The sequence below is a fragment of the Cellvibrio sp. KY-GH-1 genome (assembly GCF_008806975.1).
GTDB lineage: Bacteria > Pseudomonadota > Gammaproteobacteria > Pseudomonadales > Cellvibrionaceae > Cellvibrio.
Window position 1 is genome coordinate 3,698,735 of record NZ_CP031728.1, and the last position, 16,108, is coordinate 3,714,842.

General features: G+C 46.7%; 16 protein-coding genes. All 16 read right to left on the reverse strand.

Features of this window, described 5'->3' with window-relative positions; all coding sequences use genetic code 11:
- Positions 1-233: 233 nt before the first annotated feature.
- A complete protein-coding gene (locus D0C16_RS15570) occupies positions 234-1,469 on the reverse strand; it encodes an ABC transporter ATP-binding protein (protein WP_151033203.1) in 1,236 nt (411 codons plus the stop codon).
- A gap of 9 nt (positions 1,470-1,478) precedes the next feature.
- Positions 1,479-2,270 carry an ABC transporter permease gene (locus tag D0C16_RS15575; RefSeq protein ID WP_151033204.1) on the reverse strand — a complete coding sequence of 264 codons (792 nt, stop codon included), beginning with the start codon at positions 2,268-2,270 and terminating at the stop codon, positions 1,479-1,481.
- Positions 2,271-3,323 carry a dTDP-glucose 4,6-dehydratase gene (gene rfbB, locus D0C16_RS15580; RefSeq protein WP_151033205.1) on the reverse strand — a complete coding sequence of 351 codons (1,053 nt, stop codon included), beginning with the start codon at positions 3,321-3,323 and terminating at the stop codon, positions 2,271-2,273.
- Positions 3,324-3,399: 76 nt separating this feature from the next.
- Positions 3,400-4,308, reverse strand: coding sequence for a dTDP-4-dehydrorhamnose reductase (gene rfbD, locus D0C16_RS15585; protein WP_225318706.1), 909 nt, complete (start codon positions 4,306-4,308; stop codon positions 3,400-3,402).
- Positions 4,305-4,853 carry a dTDP-4-dehydrorhamnose 3,5-epimerase gene (gene rfbC, locus D0C16_RS15590; RefSeq protein WP_151033206.1) on the reverse strand — a complete coding sequence of 183 codons (549 nt, stop codon included), beginning with the start codon at positions 4,851-4,853 and terminating at the stop codon, positions 4,305-4,307. Before rfbC ends, rfbD begins: the two co-directional genes overlap by 4 nt.
- Complete coding sequence (gene rfbA / locus D0C16_RS15595; protein WP_151033207.1) at positions 4,853-5,764, reverse strand: glucose-1-phosphate thymidylyltransferase RfbA; 912 nt, start codon at positions 5,762-5,764, stop codon at positions 4,853-4,855. Before rfbA ends, rfbC begins: the two co-directional genes overlap by 1 nt.
- 49 nt (positions 5,765-5,813) lie before the next feature.
- Positions 5,814-6,584, reverse strand: a complete 771-nt coding sequence (locus D0C16_RS15600; RefSeq protein ID WP_151033208.1) for a sulfotransferase domain-containing protein — start codon at positions 6,582-6,584, stop codon at positions 5,814-5,816.
- Positions 6,581-7,429, reverse strand: coding sequence for a sulfotransferase (locus tag D0C16_RS15605; RefSeq protein ID WP_151033209.1), 849 nt, complete (start codon positions 7,427-7,429; stop codon positions 6,581-6,583). Before D0C16_RS15605 ends, D0C16_RS15600 begins: the two co-directional genes overlap by 4 nt.
- 22 nt (positions 7,430-7,451) lie before the next feature.
- Positions 7,452-8,426 carry a glycosyltransferase gene (locus D0C16_RS15610; protein WP_151033210.1) on the reverse strand — a complete coding sequence of 325 codons (975 nt, stop codon included), beginning with the start codon at positions 8,424-8,426 and terminating at the stop codon, positions 7,452-7,454.
- Between the two features lie 5 nt (positions 8,427-8,431).
- Positions 8,432-9,262, reverse strand: a complete 831-nt coding sequence (locus D0C16_RS15615) for a hypothetical protein (RefSeq protein ID WP_151033211.1) — start codon at positions 9,260-9,262, stop codon at positions 8,432-8,434.
- Positions 9,259-10,413, reverse strand: a complete 1,155-nt coding sequence (locus D0C16_RS15620; RefSeq protein ID WP_151033212.1) for an acyltransferase — start codon at positions 10,411-10,413, stop codon at positions 9,259-9,261. Before D0C16_RS15620 ends, D0C16_RS15615 begins: the two co-directional genes overlap by 4 nt.
- Complete coding sequence (locus tag D0C16_RS15625) at positions 10,406-11,458, reverse strand: acyltransferase (protein WP_151033213.1); 1,053 nt, start codon at positions 11,456-11,458, stop codon at positions 10,406-10,408. Before D0C16_RS15625 ends, D0C16_RS15620 begins: the two co-directional genes overlap by 8 nt.
- Before the next feature lie 119 nt (positions 11,459-11,577).
- Entirely contained in the window at positions 11,578-13,038 is a 1,461-nt protein-coding gene (locus D0C16_RS15630; protein ID WP_151033214.1) for a hypothetical protein, read from the reverse strand.
- Between the two features lie 201 nt (positions 13,039-13,239).
- Entirely contained in the window at positions 13,240-15,420 is a 2,181-nt protein-coding gene (locus D0C16_RS15635; RefSeq protein ID WP_191968511.1) for a type II secretion system protein GspD, read from the reverse strand.
- Between the two features lie 82 nt (positions 15,421-15,502).
- Positions 15,503-15,796 (reverse strand): type II toxin-antitoxin system RelE/ParE family toxin, encoded by a 294-nt coding sequence (locus D0C16_RS15640; protein ID WP_151033216.1) that lies wholly within the window; start codon positions 15,794-15,796, stop codon positions 15,503-15,505.
- Between the two features lie 2 nt (positions 15,797-15,798).
- On the reverse strand, positions 15,799-16,068 hold the full coding sequence (locus D0C16_RS15645; RefSeq protein WP_151033217.1) for a DUF6290 family protein: 270 nt from the start codon (positions 16,066-16,068) through the stop codon (positions 15,799-15,801).
- Positions 16,069-16,108 lie beyond the last annotated feature (40 nt).

The following is a 16,108-nucleotide window of genomic DNA, read 5'->3' on the forward strand; positions in this document are numbered from 1 at the left end:
GCGCACTGCTGATGTTCACCACACCTGTTTCACCGCTCTGCAAATGTTTAGCGGAGAGGTGTTCCTGGGTGTGCGGATGCAATTTATATTTAATGGCGGTAATGGTTACTGCCACCTGCAACTCACGGTAATTTAATAGGTACTTGCGCCCCGCCATCAATGGGCGCGGCGCCAACCACTCTACTTTTACTTGATACTGATCAGCACTGGGGGACATACAGTGGCCTCGCTCATCATGCAGGGACATCAGACCAGCTGACATCCATTGGGGTCGGCACTAAACCGGTAAAGAGGTCGCGCGTATCGTCTACCATTTCAATCAGCAACATATCATCGTAGCGACACATCAATACCGTCTGCTCAACGCTTGGAGCGCTGACCATTCGTAGCGCAATGCGATATACACCCTGGCGAAAGCAACAAGCAAAGCTGACAGAAATGCGTTTGAAGCCATGAAAATCCGCAATGGGAATTCGTTTACCAGTAATGTGCATGCCGCGGTTATCGATAATATCAACGATTAAATATGGCGATTCAATTGACTCGATCATATGCAGATCGACATCAAGTGTTATCGGCGATCCATAGGTTAGCGCGGCATGGTTACCGTGATCGCGAATCGCAGCATCTACCAAATCAAATCCGGATACTCCAAAGCCGCCGGACTTCCTATTCACTTTCATGCTGCTATTTAAGCTGGTGACTTTGTCTTTTTGTACCTGATATAGGTATTCAACCACCACATCATCGGGGATACCGGTTTTAATAATTTTGCCTTTTTCCAACAGCATCGCTTGATTGCAAAAAGACCTAACCGCACCAAGATCATGACCAACAAATAGCAAGGTGGTCCCCTTGCGTAAAATTTCTTCTATTTTCGCCAGCGCTTTGGCTTGAAAGCGTGCATCACCTACCGAAAGGGCTTCGTCGACAATTAATACGTCGGGGTCAACATGTACTTGCACCGCAAATGCCAAGCGCACCATCATGCCCGAGCTATAAGTTTTTACTGGCCGCTCAATAAAATCACCAATGTCCGCGAACGCCACTATATCGTCATAGCGAGCATCTATTTCGATGCGACTCAACCCCAAAATCGCCGCATTGATGTAGACGTTTTCCCGTCCGGTAAATTCTGGATCAAAACCGCTACCCAACTCCAACAGCGCCGCGATTCGCCCTTTAACTTCAACACTACCCTGAGTTGCTTGCAAAGTGCCGGCAATAATTTGCAACAAGGTACTTTTGCCACTGCCGTTCAAGCCAATAATCCCAAGGCTCTCACCCTCCCGAACCGTGAAGCTCACATCATTTAAGGCTTGAATTTGCTGACAATTGCGTCGCAACAGCTGCTCACAATACGCAGGAAAGAATTGTCGCAATATTCTAATTGCCAAAGGCACCAACAAGCGACTTAAAGGGGTTTTCCAGATTAAATACGTTTTGGAAATATTGCTGACTTTAATCATCGCGTTCACCTAAATGACGTCGGCAAAGCCGGGGCGAACCTTGCGGAAAAACCAATATCCACACGCAGCCACACTCACAGCAATTACACAATAGATTCCTAAACCAGTAAGGCTCGGAATTTTTCCGTAAATCACCAGCTGCCTCGCAGACTCAACAATATAGGAAAGCGGGTTGAGTAAAATTAATTGTTGCAGGCTTTCCGACAAGCTCGATGCTGAATAAAAAACCGGGCTTAGAAATAACATCAAGGTGGCAAGGGTTCCGGTAATTTGCTGTATATCACGCAGGTAAACACCCAGGCCCGCCAACAACCAACCGAACCCCAGTAGCAACAGCAAATATGGCAACAAAAAAATTGGCAGCAACAGGGCTGTGAGGGGAATTCGTTGCAATTCAACCAGCATGAATATCAACAACAGCCCGAAGCTAATACAAAAGGTGAAGAGTGCTCCGAGCAAATTTATGTAGGGCAATATCTCCAATGGAAACACAATTTTTTTTACAAAATTGGGATTCGCCGTGATGAGTTGCGGTGATTTGGTCAGGGTTTCCATTAGCAGCCCGTGCAAACTCAACCCCAGAAACAACACAATTGCGAAACTCAATGTGGTTTCACCCGAGGTATCATTCCAGCGCGCTTTAAATACGAACTGAAATACAAAGGTGTAAATTCCCAACATGATTAGTGGCGTCACCAGCGACCAGAGCAGTCCCAGTGCCGAACCGCGATAACGCGAGTGAATGTCGCGGCGCAATAGTTGCCAGATAAGCGTGCGCTGTTTCCAAGCGAGCGAAAACATTTATTGGTTCACCGTCTCGCGCTGGTTGTGCAACAACCAGTGAATGGTTTTTACAATGCCACTCTCAAAACTTTCTACCGGATGATAGCCTAATTCCGCGTGGCATTTACCTGGGTCAATTGCATAGCGACGGTCATGACCGGGACGATCTTTAACGTAGGTGATCAACGATTTGGCATCGCCACTCGTTGCACAAGGCGTATGCGGATAGCGCACCAACAACTCCGGACTAGCAACAACTGCTGCGTCAACTTTTGCGCAAATTAAATTAACTATATCAATATTGCGCCATTCGTTTTCGCCACCGACATTATAAACCTCGCCAATCTTTCCTTTATGCAAAATCAAGTCAATCGCGCGGCAGTGGTCCTCCACATAGAGCCAATCGCGAATATTTTTTCCGTCGCCATAAATAGGCAGCGCTTTGCCTTGTAAAATATTCTGAATGATCAGTGGAATTAATTTTTCACTGTCCTGATAAGGGCCGTAATTATTCGAACAATTACTGGTAGTCACGTTCAAACCATAGGTGTGGTGATACGCGCGCACCAGGTGATCAGACGCTGCCTTGGACGCCGAGTAAGGTGAGTTGGGCGCAAAAGGGGTTGACTCGGTAAACGCCGGCGCATCTTCAGTGAGTGAACCATAGACTTCGTCGGTTGAGACATGATGGAAGTGATGATTTGCAACACCCGCATCCAGCCAGAATTTTTTTGCCACTTTTAGAAGCGTATGAGTGCCCATAATATTGGTTTGCAAGAATGCATCCGGCCCGAGAATGGATCTATCCACATGCGACTCGGCAGCAAAATGAATTACGCAATTGATCTGATGCTCAGTAAATAGCTTTTCCACCAGCGCCTGGTCGCCAATATCACCTTGTATAAAAGCAAAACTGGTGGAATTTTCCAACGACTGAATATTTTCACGGTGACCTGCATAGGTAAGTAAATCCAACACGACCACTTTGTCTTGCGGATATTTTTCGGCCCAGTAGTGACAAAAATTGCTACCAATAAAACCGGCGCCGCCAGTGATTAACATATTTCTCATGAAACGCTTACTCAATGATGTTACCTGTATTCAGCGCGGTTCGTGGGAACCTTCGCTGTCTTGCGTGTTGCGCGCGCTATTGCACTAATTTATCCAGCATCTGCCCGAGAGCCTGCTGCCAATGTATCGGGCTAATGGATAACGTTTCCCAGGTTTGAAATTTATCCAATACTGAAAACCCGGGGCGCTGCGCCGGTGTGGGATAGTCGCGCGTGCGAATCGGCTTAAGCTGTGGTTGACGCACCAAGAGTTTTTTCTGCTCGGCCAAATTGAAAATAGCGCAGGCAAAGTCGTACCAGCTGGCGGTCCCCGCATCGGAAAAATGAAATACTTTTTGTTCTGGCTGGACAGCGACCAAGGCCCACAGCATCTTCGCTAAATTAATCGCGTAGGTCGGTGTACCAAGTTGATCACTGACGACATTCAATGATTCCCGCTCAGCGCCCAGACGCAACATGGTTTTTACAAAATTGGCGCCATGCTCGCAATAAACCCAACCGGTGCGCACAATATACGTGCGAGGATTTAGCCTCAGCGCCGCAATTTCTCCAGCGCGTTTGCTTTTGCCATATACACCGAGCGGATTGCATTCATCGGTTGGCAGGTAGGCGCTGGATTTTTTGCCATCAAATACAAAGTCGGTAGATACTTGCAGCAGCATTTTTTGTTGCTGCGCACACCAACTGGCAAGTTCGGCAACAGCGCTGTGATTAATTGTCTCCGCCAGGTCTGCATCGCTTTCCGCTTTGTCAACGGCAGTGTACGCAGCAGCATTGATGATAATGTCCGGCTGATACTGTTCCAACACAGTGGCAATTGTATCAGGGGCAGATAAATCCAATTGCGCACGCGTCACCGCGACCACGTCCAGCGCAACACCATTGATCTTTGACGGGCGGGTTTGCTGCAGGGCATAACCCAATTGACCACTAGCGCCAGTAATTAGCACTTTTATCGGCAACGCACTTTTTTCCTCTTCGTTCATTCGAAGATCTCCGCCTGTGTCAGTGGCAATGCATTTTGGTCTTTTGCGGACAAGGTGGGCTGATTGATATCACCCATCGGCCATTCAATCTTTAACGCCGGATCATTCCACAAAAGTGAACGCTCGTGTTCAGGCGCGTAATACTCAGTACATTTGTAATTAAATTCAGCGCGTTCACTTAACACCAGAAAGCCGTGCGCAAAACCGGGCGGCACCCAAAAAATATGTTTGTTCTCAGCCGACAGATAAACCCCCACGGATTTACCAAAGGTGGGTGAGCTTTTGCGTAAATCCACCGCGACATCATAAACTTCACCGGCAGTTACTCGCACCAATTTACCTTGGGGGTTGTGAATTTGATAATGCAGCCCGCGCAACACGCCGCGACTGGAGGAGCTGTGATTGTCCTGCACAAATTTCACGGGAATATCGCGCTCGCTAAACCAGCTTTCACGAAAGGTTTCTAAAAAAAATCCACGCTCATCGCCAAACACTTTCGGTTTGAACAACAGCAAATCAGGGATAGCAGTAGCAATAACTTCCATTAAAAAACCCGGTCTTCAAGAATATTCATCAAATATTCGCCGTAACCACTTTTCAGCAGCGGTTTGGCGAGATTTATTAATTGATCTTTGTCGATATATCCCATGCGAAACGCAATCTCTTCGGGGCAGGCGACTTTTAAACCCTGACGCTTTTCAATGGTTTGGATAAATTGACTGGCCGCCAGCAGGTTGTCGTGCGTCCCCGTATCCAGCCAGGCAGCACCACGCCCTAATAACTCGACAGTTAATTCGCCAAGTTCAAGATACTTTTTATTAACATCGGTAATTTCCAGCTCACCACGCGCTGAAGGCGTTATTGACTTGGCGATCTCGATCACGCGGTTATCGTAAAAATACAATCCAGTGACGGCGTATTTGGATTTTGGTTTAAGCGGCTTTTCTTCAATCGACAATACGGTACCATCATCGGCAAATTCCACTACGCCATACGCGCGCGCATCGTCTACGTGGTAACCAAAAATAGTCGCGCCAGTTACGCGATTGTTGGCGTGTTGCAGCACTTGCGAAAAGTCGTGCGCATAATAAATATTGTCGCCCAGCACCAGCGCACAATTGCTGGTCCCGATAAATTCTTCACCGATAATAAACGCCTGTGCTAAACCATCCGGTGATGGCTGCTCGGCGTAAGAAATTTCCAATCCCCAGTCGCGCCCATCACCCAATAATTCGCGGTAAGTTGGCAAATCGCGCGGGGTAGAGATAATTAAAATTTCGCGAATACCCGCCAACATCAAGGTGGTGAGCGGATAATAAATCATCGGTTTATCGTAAATCGGCACGATTTGTTTGCTGATCGCCTTGGTAATGGGGTACAGACGCGTGCCCGAACCGCCGGCGAGTACAATGCCTTTTCGGTTGGAAGACTGATAACTGGCTTTGCCGTGCGACATAAATCAAACCTTTTAAAAACCTGGCCCATTAAACAATACAGCGGCGGGATTATCTCAGCCATGGCCACTGGGGGCTATAGCCCATGGCGATTAACTGGGTTTTCAAGCGACGATTGGTAAAACGAAAGTAACAACCCAACAAGAAACGCAACCACCGATGGAGACGACGATCGTAATCGCCACTGAAGATACTCGCCGGCTCCGGCAGCTGATCCGTTGTTACACCAAGAAAGCGGCAGATCGTTTTCAGTGTTTCCTGATGCTGGAGATTCAGCTCGCTGTTTTCCAGCACCAGAATTTGTTCGTCTGGAAAATAACGGCGTAAATTTTGAAGCTGAGCGCTGTAGTGACCGCGACTGCAATAGGAATGGCAGCGGCGAGCGCCTCCCGCGTTACGGCTCGGGTCACGCCATAGACGATAAGGCTCGAGCAAGATCGCTAACCACAGGGGTAGGGATTCATCGCCACGCGCCTTTTCCATCGCATACTGGGAAATGGCGCGCTCTACAGGATCACGCAATATTACGATTAATTTCAAAGTCGGATTGTAGCGCTGTAGCTCCGCTGCAATTTCCGGCCAGTAACAGTAAATGGGGGTAGCCTCACCCCATAATTGCTGCGCGGATGCATTAACAAAGTGCGCGGAATAACGCTCATTGATTTCTTCCGGGCTCCACTGTGGCGAGTAATCAGCCGCATCAAATAAATGTACTTCCTTGCCCTCGGCAATCGCTAATTGTGAGTGCTGGGCCAAAAAGTAACTCAGCGCTGTGGTGCCGCCTTTTTGTACGCCGACAATCATAAAATCCAGGGATTTCATTGGCTAGCCCGAATAGTTTCCATTAGCTCGTCAACCTGGGCGCGCGGATAGATCGACCAAATTGCCTCACCAAACCCGCTCACGCGCGTGTAGAGCTGCTCCATTAACACCAAGTCATAACCCGCGTTTTTGCTCGCGCGCGTTGGGATAGATGTTGCCGGCGCAGGCAAACCAAGCGGGCTCACCAATGTCAGCGGGTCAATGACAAAATCCTCATAGCGCAGCCAGCGCCCGTTTAGATGCTGTACATACCGCACGCAAAACCATTCGAGAATATGTAGCTGACGATCCAGTACATCATGCGTTGCCGCCAAAGTGTTTTTTAACGCGCGATCAAACTGTTCTGCGGCGGGGATATGACCTTTGTTGATCGGCAAATCCACCAGATTCCAGCTTGCCAGTACCGCCAACGGGTTACGTACAATCGCATACATCGGGAAGCTCGCTGCAAGCTCGGGTAACAGCGCCGTAAACAATGCGTTGTGCTTGATAATCAGGGTGAAATCCGCGGGCAATACGCGTGCGCTTACATCGATCAAACCAAGGCTGACATCCATCGGGCGCAAACCGCCAGCAACCGCATTGGCGGCAACCGGATTTTCGGGTACAGCGCCATCTTTTTGCTGACTAAGGGCTTTCCCTTCTCGTAACACTTGCTGACGGGTTGCCTCGGCAAATTGTTGGATACGCAATACGGCTGCATCGGTACCAGCAGCAGGCTCAAAATCACCCGGCTTCATAGGTTCATGCAGCGCTAGCGTTGCAGGGCAATTATTGAGGATATGGCAACTCAGGGTAGTTCCTGCGCGTGGCAGGCCAGTGAGTAAGATTGTGTTTGCAGTCAAAAGCCTGGTCCGTTCGTCGAGATCAGATAGATGCCCAGATACTATCCAGTTGCCGTATCAGATCGAGAAATTGTGCACGCTCACGCGCCAGCGAATGATACGCCAGGGTTTGCGCACAATTCCGTTTAAAAATGTTTAGCTGTTCGGGTTGCCGCAACAAACTTAACGCCTCTGTCACCGCCGCCGACAGCGCGGGCGTATTGTACGCGGGAAACAAACAATTTTGGCGGTTGTGGCAGAAACTGCGATTACCTACACAATCCGGCACTATAGTCAGCTCTGCATAGCACATTGACTCCAACGCCGGCAGGTAAAAACCTTCCGTAGTATTTGGCAAAAGTAATGCAATCCGACTGGATGCGAGGGATTTCAGTACAAGGTCGCGCGGCACCCAGTCGACAACACAATGATTGTCTATACCCTGCGTCGTTAACTGCTGGCTCAACAGTTTTGCCAGCTCGGGATTTTTAGGGCCAAAGATAAACACCTGATGCTGTCGAACCTGAGCAGCGATTGGCGGAATATCAATACCATTATCAATAGTAAATACCGGGCCATTCACCAAACCCGTCGAGAGAACTGCTGCCTCTACCTCTTTCGATACACAGATACGTACCGCTTTCTGCTTTAAGAAGGCGTGCATTGGCTGCACAGGATCTGCATGGCGTACATGCTGAATCAAATTAATAATCGGCTGGTTTGCCGGTGGATTCGCATTGAGGTACGTCTGCCAATCCAGGCCTGCGAGAAAAGCATACTTGTAATTAGCCGGTAAATAATCAACAGATTGTTGTTGATACTCGGGAAACCAGGGGTTTGTTAAATCCCATTTTGATTGCGGCGAAAAACCGATATACGGTGAGAAATCCACAGAGGTTTTTAGATGCTGGAAATAGTCAGCGACCTTTTGATGGCCTCCGGTATATTCCTGGAAGTCGCGGTAAAAAATAACTCCAGTGGATTTCAGCTGTTTAATATTTGTCGCAACCAATGACATACCTACTAAGCCGAGGGTATTTTTATCGGATTCGTAAGCAATGCTAAAAAACCCTGGGGGTCTTTAAACAATGCTTCGCGTAGCTGATCAGCTAAAACCTCGTCACCTTCTTTTTTCCACCAATGATTATAGTAGCCATATTTATTCACTACTCGGAATTCGAAATTTCTGCTGCCTGCACCATGGTGATAAAACAAATGATGGTACACCCCTGCAGCAACCGGATGTAGATTTACCAGATTGGTACGCAACATCGGCAGAATATCAGGCATTAGGGGTAGCATGGCATTGCCGACATCTTTCACTAGCTCGCCCAAAATATTGGTATCTTCATATCCAATATCAAAATTTACTCTCCGATCATCCAGACCTTTGGAATCACATAAAAAAGCACAGGGATGAGGAAAACGATCCAGGTTTTCCGTGCGAACAGGCGCAGCAAAATGTTTACCAAAATGGCTCATTTGCTCAGTCAAAGTTTCAAACCAACGATTATGAATTGGAAAACAGTCACTGTCCAAAAATAAAAAATGCGTAAAATCATCATTCGCACGAAAAAAATCTACCACCTGACGCATCGCCGCAGAATGGCCGGTATTACCCGGATTTTTTCCAATAATGTTTGCATCCGCTGGCAACTCATTCCTATCTATGCCATTTAGCAGCACCGCGAACTCAAAAGAGGTATGCTGCGTTGTCTCTTTCAGAAATTGCCGTTGCAATTCATACCATTGGCCATTCCACTCGGAAGGCGCATACACACTAGCAACAAGGAGTTTAGGAGTTGTCATAGGAAAGTAACCGAAATTGTTTTTTGGTTCTATCTTCACCATCATGTGATATGGCGTCTGCGCAAAAATGGTTGTTCAATCAAGAGATAAGTCACTTGCGAAAAAATTACTGTGAAAATCAACACTAAAATTGTTATCCATTCACCGGAAATACCAACATTTAATACCTTCAAGGTTTTATTGATCACTTCATAAACAGGCATATGAAATAAATAAATTCCGTATGACAACAAACCCAAATGCTCCATACCTCGCATGCATGCCACATAAGCGCCAGCTTTTGTAGGTTGTGTTAACCCCAGCACAGCCACAGCAAAAACTATAAGCGCCAACGCGGGAATAAGCCCAAATACAATAAAATAATTAATTAGTCCATTACCCATCTGCTGCAATCCAATTGTACTGCAATAGATAGTAACCACCAAAAATGCCAGCAAACTCGAAAACTTAATCAACGTTCGATAGCGCAGAAAGCACGTTTGATTCTTGGGATTGCAAGCAATGAATGCACAGACACCTCCCAATAGAAATGCAGGAAGGTTGTAAATAAAATTAAATCTTGCTAACAAATTCCAATCTTTTCGCGTAGCTAAAACTCCCTCACCCGATTTTTCAAATCCTGCAAAAACCAAATGTGATATAACAAGACCAATAAAAAAAATTAGCAGCAAACAAACAATATCGCCCGTTCGTTCAGTTAACCATCGAGCCGCCAGGTAGACAAAAGGAGCCAGAAAAAAATAAAGCATCTCTATCGGCATTGTCCAATAGACATGATTAAAAACAATCCCATTCACTGGCTTATAGTTTTCCACGAACCAAAGGAGATTAATCACTCGCAAAAGATTGTCTTCAGCGGCAGACCAAAAAACCAGCACGCATATCAGAATCGAAAAATAATAAAGTGGGATAATACGGAATATACGACTGTGGTAATAGCGCACAATTCCCTTTACTGAGTAGGCATTGTGTCTGCCACTGACAAAACCCAACGTGACAAGATAACCACTTAGCGTGAAAAAAAGCAGCACCGGAATATATCCGAAGGGGTTAAAGAAACCATTTAACCATTCATTTTCTGGAATACCCAGGAAGCTGCTTGCTGTGAACGGCATATGACAAAAAACTACCGCAATAGCACTAAGCGCACGCAGTACCATTAGGTAATCGATAGATTGATTGACCTGGCTATTCATTAGTTTGCGTATTGCGAACTGTAACTTGTACTAGTTGTTGCTTTTTAATCCTTGCCCTTAATTGCATTATCGGGGCCTCAATCCATCGCGCTATTAATACAGCAACAAGTAAAATAAAGGGTATTGATATTATCGCTAAAAGCATGTCACCACGTGAACCGGAAAATCCCATATAACCCAGGCCAACCATAACCAAAAAGCCAATTTGATAATGGAAAAGATAAATGGGGTAACTCAAATCACCAATTATTTTGTCTATCTTAAGCAGACCAACATTAAGCGACTGTACATTTACCAAATAAGCGATAGTGAATGCACAAAGCACGTAATTAATATAAAACCCGATATCTCTCACATAATCTCCCAGTGACGACAACCACCAATTTATTGGAAGCAAGGAAAACAACATCAAACCAGCATACATATTACTCGGCAGCCAGCCTAAAATTCGTATCAGCTCGCCGCGAAAATGATAGATAAATGCACCCGTTGAAAAAGGTAACGACGCAGCCCAAACAGTGAAATAGATATCATCCCAGGTGTAATTATTTAGCGCAGCAAACAAGTGATAGCCAAGACTAAACACAAACCATACCAGAGTGATCAGTTTGTTTTTTGAAACTCCTGCACCTATCAACAAATAGAAACATAACTCTACCGTAAGAGCCCATGCAGGGGGGGTTAACCGCGGTGATTCAAGCTGGGGAAAAAATATAAACAGGTTGCGCAGTGCGTCTGCTGTAGTTTGCGGTATAAAAATATCAGGATGAAAAGCTTTAGTTACTGAAGCACCAAAGACCAAAACAATACCGATAGAAGCAAGTGCAGATAACCAATACAGAGGATAAATTCGCAAGAAACGATTTAATAAATAGCGACCAATGCCTGTTGCTGTATAGCCATAACCTTCATGCACCACGCGCGTCATTAAATAGCCGCTGATACAGTAAAAACCAAATACGGCATATGCACCCAATACCGACGCGCCACCTAGATGTTGAATCACAACCAGCAACGCTAAAAATGTTCTGTAACACCCAAGCATAAATTTCCGGTTAAATTTGTTAAACCTAATAGATCAAATTACTTTATATACAAACTGTACAAAAAATAAGGGCGCCCGAAGGCGCCCTTATTTTTAAACAATGTTAAATCAGACGTTAATTACTTAACAGTCAGATTTACAGTGTCGTTTGAGCCGTAAGAAACTGAAGTGGTATCAGTTACAACGGTTTGGGTAGCAGCATCGATTACGCTAGCTGGAGCCAGAGCAACGATGGTAGCAGCAGTGCGAGTACCGCCAGTCAAAGTAACAACGTCCGCTGCCTTCAACACCAGAGTTTTACCTTTTGCCAAAGTACCAGTTGCCTTAGTACCAGCAGCAGCAGTTACACCAGCTTCTGGAGTAAAGGTGATGCTATAAGTGGTGTCGTTAGAACCACGGTTTACCAATACCAATTTTTGGTTCAGGCCAGCGTTGGTAGTCAGGTACGGAACTTGAGCAGTTGCACCGTTACGCAGAATGCTGCCGATTGAACCACTAGCAGATGCAGCGCCATAAGCGGCGGAAGCAATGTTAGTTGGAGTGAAGGTCAGAGTGTAAGAACCAGCGTTGATTGCATCGCTACCGTTAGCAGTGATAACAACGTTGTTACCAACCAGCGGGTCAGTAGTGGTGTCTTCAACCAATTGACCACTCAGATCAGTCAACATGCCGGTAGATACGATGCTGCTAGCAGTGCCAGCAACGTCAGCAGCAACACCGCCGAAGGTCAGCTTGGTAGCAGTAGTAGCAGCATCAGTTTTACCGATGAAGCTCAAGTCGCCAGTCAAAGCCAGTTTTGACTTACCAGCACTGGTGTCGATCAGTTGGCTCAACAAGGTAACAGCAGTACCAGCTGGAGTGATTGCACCGGCAGTCAGAACGAACTGTACATTACCCAGAGTAGCAGTTGGGGTAGCACCAGTGAACTGAGTAAATACTGGAGTAGCATTTACGTCTGCAGTCTTGTCAGAGCCAGAGATGTTTACTTTCAGCGCTGGAGTAACAGAAGCAAAGTTGTAGCTATCAGTTGCCAGAGCACCAGTGGTGTTAGAAGCAGTTGCAGATACTGCAGCAGGTGAAGTGCTGTAGTGAGCAACAGTCATACCGGCGCCAGAGGTTGGGCTCAGTTGAATGTCAGCCAGATCCAATACTACGTCTTGACCTTGAGTCATTGCAGTAACAGCAGTTACGTCGAAAATTACGTAAGTGTCACCAGCAGCACCGCCTTGACCAACTTGAACTACGTAATCGTTAGCAACGCCGGCCACTTTACCAGTCAGGGTCAAAGAAGCGCCTGAAACACCAGTTTTGAATTTAGCACCACCAGTCAGGTCGATACGGATGAAGGCGTGTGAACCAGCAGAAGTACCAAAACCAAGGTCAAAAGTGGTGTCGAAAGCAGTAGCGTGAGTTACTTGAACCAAACCACTGGTAACTTGAGCAGTAGTAACAGACTCTTTTGCAACAGTAACAGCACCAGTACCTGCACCGTTAGTGCCAGCTGTCATATCGATTGCAGCGAATGCTTGTGAAGAGAAGGCAGCAGCTACAGCCAACCCTAAAATTTTCTTGGAAACCATATGGTTTAACTCCTATTTCATGAATTTATAATCAACGTTGATTTTGATTGGTCTTGGTTCCTTGGGTCTGCAAGAGCAATCCCACGATTTAAAGACCGCCCAAGAATATACCGCTTCAAACCCATAGATCAAGCCTAAGTTATTAAAAGCCAACCCATTTGCCCGGTTTTGGATTTAAATCACGGCGTTTTTGAGTGTGATTTAGTCAACCTGAACAGCGGTTGAACCAGAAACCTCTAACAACTCAGGTTGCTGGAAGGTTTGCTGGATGCTTTTAGTGACGGCTTGCCCTTCTGCAGGACTGTCGATGACATAGGGAATGATCATGACCATCAGCTCGGTACGCGCCGACGAATTACTGTCCGCACGCAGAAGACGCCCAATTATAGGCAATTTTCCAAACCATGGAACCCCTACATTTCCCAAGGACTTAGAGCTGGAAATTAAACCACCAATTAAGATAGAGCCACCGTCCTGCAGTGTAACCGTAGTCTGGATTTTACGATTAAAAATGCTTGGAGAATCAATGCCGCTGCTCTCATTAGGCTGAGCTTCACTCAACTCCTGGTCGATTTCGATATCCACATGACCAGAAGCGTGAACAACTGGTGATACAGTAAGACGCACCCCAGTTTTCCGATTCGAAATACTTGGAGGAACAACCAGCCCCCCTGTCGTCACTCCACTACTGGTACCCAGTGTAGGTACTTCTGTGCCTACATCTATAGTGGCCTGCTGCCCACTCTTGACCATAAGTCGTGGCCGTGAACGAATTTCGGCACGTTTGTTCTCATAGAATAGGTTTAACATGGCGCGGGTTTCGCCGGCGCTATCCAGAGTTGCACTCAAACCCGAGGTTCCGACACCCAATCCACCCAAAGTGCCTACGACTGAGTTATAAACGCGCCCGCCAACTTTTTGCGAACCGTTAGCCACAAATTCAAAGCCAGTCTGCTCTTTATCGTTTAGGGTTACTTCGGCGAGTAACACTTCTATTAATACAGACGGCGCAGCTTTATCCAGCGTTTGAATGACCGGGAGCATATCCAACCAAGCCTGGCCACTGCCCTTAAAAATAATGGTATTGCGGTTGGTATCCACAACGAAGTTTCCACCGTTTATTTTTGCTGTCGCAGATTGGTTTTGAGAACCTTGAATTGCGTTAGTCGAAGCAGTAGTAACATCAGAGATGGCAGAACCTTGGCCCACAAAAGATTGCCCGCCAGTCCGCATGCCTGGTGATGCACCAGTCTCAAAACTATTTAGGAGCTCAACAATGTGCGCCGCTTCTGTATTGCGGACCTCATAAGTGAAGATCCCCTGGTCGATACTCATTTGTTGGCGACGATCCAACACCTCTACCCACTCACGAACATGGTTGATTATTTGCTGACTACTGGCAAATACTACCAGCTGATTGGCCCCTTCCAGTGGAATAAGAATAATTGAGCCGATTTGCGATTTAATTTGGGCATCATAACCCTCAGCATTAAGCACTTCCTTGAGGTTTTTACTCAGTGCGTCCACCTTCACAAAAGCAGGCTCAATACTGGCAGAAAATTTTCCGCGCATTATCGGCTGATCAAGCACCTCTATTATCGCGAGGGCTTGTTTGACCAAATCAGGCTTACCTTTCAGCAGCACCGCATTGCGGGTTAGGTCTTCAGTGACCTGAATATCTTTCCCAGTGAGCGCATCCCTAACCCAACTAGTCACCCTACTGTTAGTTACCGCCTTCAAAGGCACAAAGACAAACATCGGCCGGTGCGAACTCGGCACCTCCGGTAAAGCACGCCCACTTACCAACAAAGGTGTCTCGCCCGCGGTAATATTTTTATCGATGGCGAAATTCAGCACATCACCCTGCTGGGATACAGCAACACCATAGGTATTCAAGGTACGCGTGGCGATACGAAATAACTCAGACGGTGGAACCGCTTCAACCAATCGTAACGTTACCAGGTCTTCTTGCTTCTCTATTTGTGGATCTAACGTAAAGGACAAACCCAACTGCTCACCAAACACTTCATTAATGAACACAGGCAGCGGCATGTTGTGGTAATTACCTGAAATCGGATCGCCTTTTAAGCTCAGTGAGAGCTCTTGGGCCTGAGCATCCGCAACAGTACTGCCAATCGTAATCGAAGGACCTGGTTTGATTTTGGTTTGAGGTATCTGTTGTTGTGCCTGCGGCTGGCTGGTGGCACTTACAAATTCTTTAGGTTCACGCAAAGGGTCCAACTGAACCAGCTCTTGCCCTTGCTCCGCAGCCGTAGGTTTATGCCAGAAACTGCTACAACTGGTGAGTGTCATAAGCACCCCCAAAGATACGGCGGTTTTCAAGCTGGTGGTTACAACAGAACTGGCCTTCACACTGAACATTATGATTTCCCGGAAAACATAGACTTTGGCAATTGGGCGGGTAGTTTGATTAAAGCGGTGATTGGGTGCAAGGTTTTGATGCTTAGCGCGCATAACCTGCTTGACGCTGGCTGCGCACCGCTAAAATAAATACCGCATCCACAATTGGCGAGTAGTGATAGAGCGCCACATAACCTTGAGAGTCTTTCCCAATTACTAACTCGCGTTTTATAGAATCAATAGGACGACCAACAAGAGGATTAGTTTCCAGAACATCGATTGCCTTGATGATGGCCTGAATTCGCTCCAAGGGGTTTTGAACCTGAAACTTATCGAGATGAGCAAGGATGCGCTCAAAGTCCTCCCAGACTCCTTCGGCAAGTTTGATCGTTGCCATTGCTATTCTCTGGTAAGGGAGTCCTGTAACTGTTGAGTACGCGTCTGCAATTGCTCGCGCACCTGACTCCAATCCAACGCATTGCCAGTAGCTAACAACTTATCCAGGCGCTGCTCAGCCAATTGATTAAACGCTGCGAGGCACTCTTGCTGCTCAGCTTTTTCAATAATCGCCTGCACCATAAAATTATGCACACTGGTTCCCGACTGCTTGGCCGCCAATGCAACCCGTTCTTTTATATCGTCAGGAATACGTATACTGGTAGTCGACATAGCAATCTCCTCTCGGAGCAGAGTAGCACTTTTGTGCTAC

Coding starts and splice junctions, on each gene's coding strand:
- D0C16_RS15610 (WP_151033210.1), bottom strand. CDS start 8,426: ATGTCATTGGTTGCGACAAATATTAAACAGCTGAAATCCACTGGAGTT.
- D0C16_RS15570 (WP_151033203.1), bottom strand. CDS start 1,469: ATGATTAAAGTCAGCAATATTTCCAAAACGTATTTAATCTGGAAAACC.
- D0C16_RS15615 (WP_151033211.1), bottom strand. CDS start 9,262: ATGATGGTGAAGATAGAACCAAAAAACAATTTCGGTTACTTTCCTATG.
- D0C16_RS15640 (WP_151033216.1), bottom strand. CDS start 15,796: ATGGCAACGATCAAACTTGCCGAAGGAGTCTGGGAGGACTTTGAGCGC.
- rfbD (WP_225318706.1), bottom strand. CDS start 4,308: ATGAACGAAGAGGAAAAAAGTGCGTTGCCGATAAAAGTGCTAATTACT.
- rfbA (WP_151033207.1), bottom strand. CDS start 5,764: ATGTCGCACGGCAAAGCCAGTTATCAGTCTTCCAACCGAAAAGGCATT.
- D0C16_RS15600 (WP_151033208.1), bottom strand. CDS start 6,584: ATGAAATCCCTGGATTTTATGATTGTCGGCGTACAAAAAGGCGGCACC.
- D0C16_RS15575 (WP_151033204.1), bottom strand. CDS start 2,270: ATGTTTTCGCTCGCTTGGAAACAGCGCACGCTTATCTGGCAACTATTG.
- D0C16_RS15630 (WP_151033214.1), bottom strand. CDS start 13,038: ATGGTTTCCAAGAAAATTTTAGGGTTGGCTGTAGCTGCTGCCTTCTCT.
- D0C16_RS15635 (WP_191968511.1), bottom strand. CDS start 15,420: ATGTTCAGTGTGAAGGCCAGTTCTGTTGTAACCACCAGCTTGAAAACC.
- rfbB (WP_151033205.1), bottom strand. CDS start 3,323: ATGAGAAATATGTTAATCACTGGCGGCGCCGGTTTTATTGGTAGCAAT.
- rfbC (WP_151033206.1), bottom strand. CDS start 4,853: ATGGAAGTTATTGCTACTGCTATCCCTGATTTGCTGTTGTTCAAACCG.
- D0C16_RS15625 (WP_151033213.1), bottom strand. CDS start 11,458: ATGCTTGGGTGTTACAGAACATTTTTAGCGTTGCTGGTTGTGATTCAA.
- D0C16_RS15645 (WP_151033217.1), bottom strand. CDS start 16,068: ATGTCGACTACCAGTATACGTATTCCTGACGATATAAAAGAACGGGTT.
- D0C16_RS15620 (WP_151033212.1), bottom strand. CDS start 10,413: ATGAATAGCCAGGTCAATCAATCTATCGATTACCTAATGGTACTGCGT.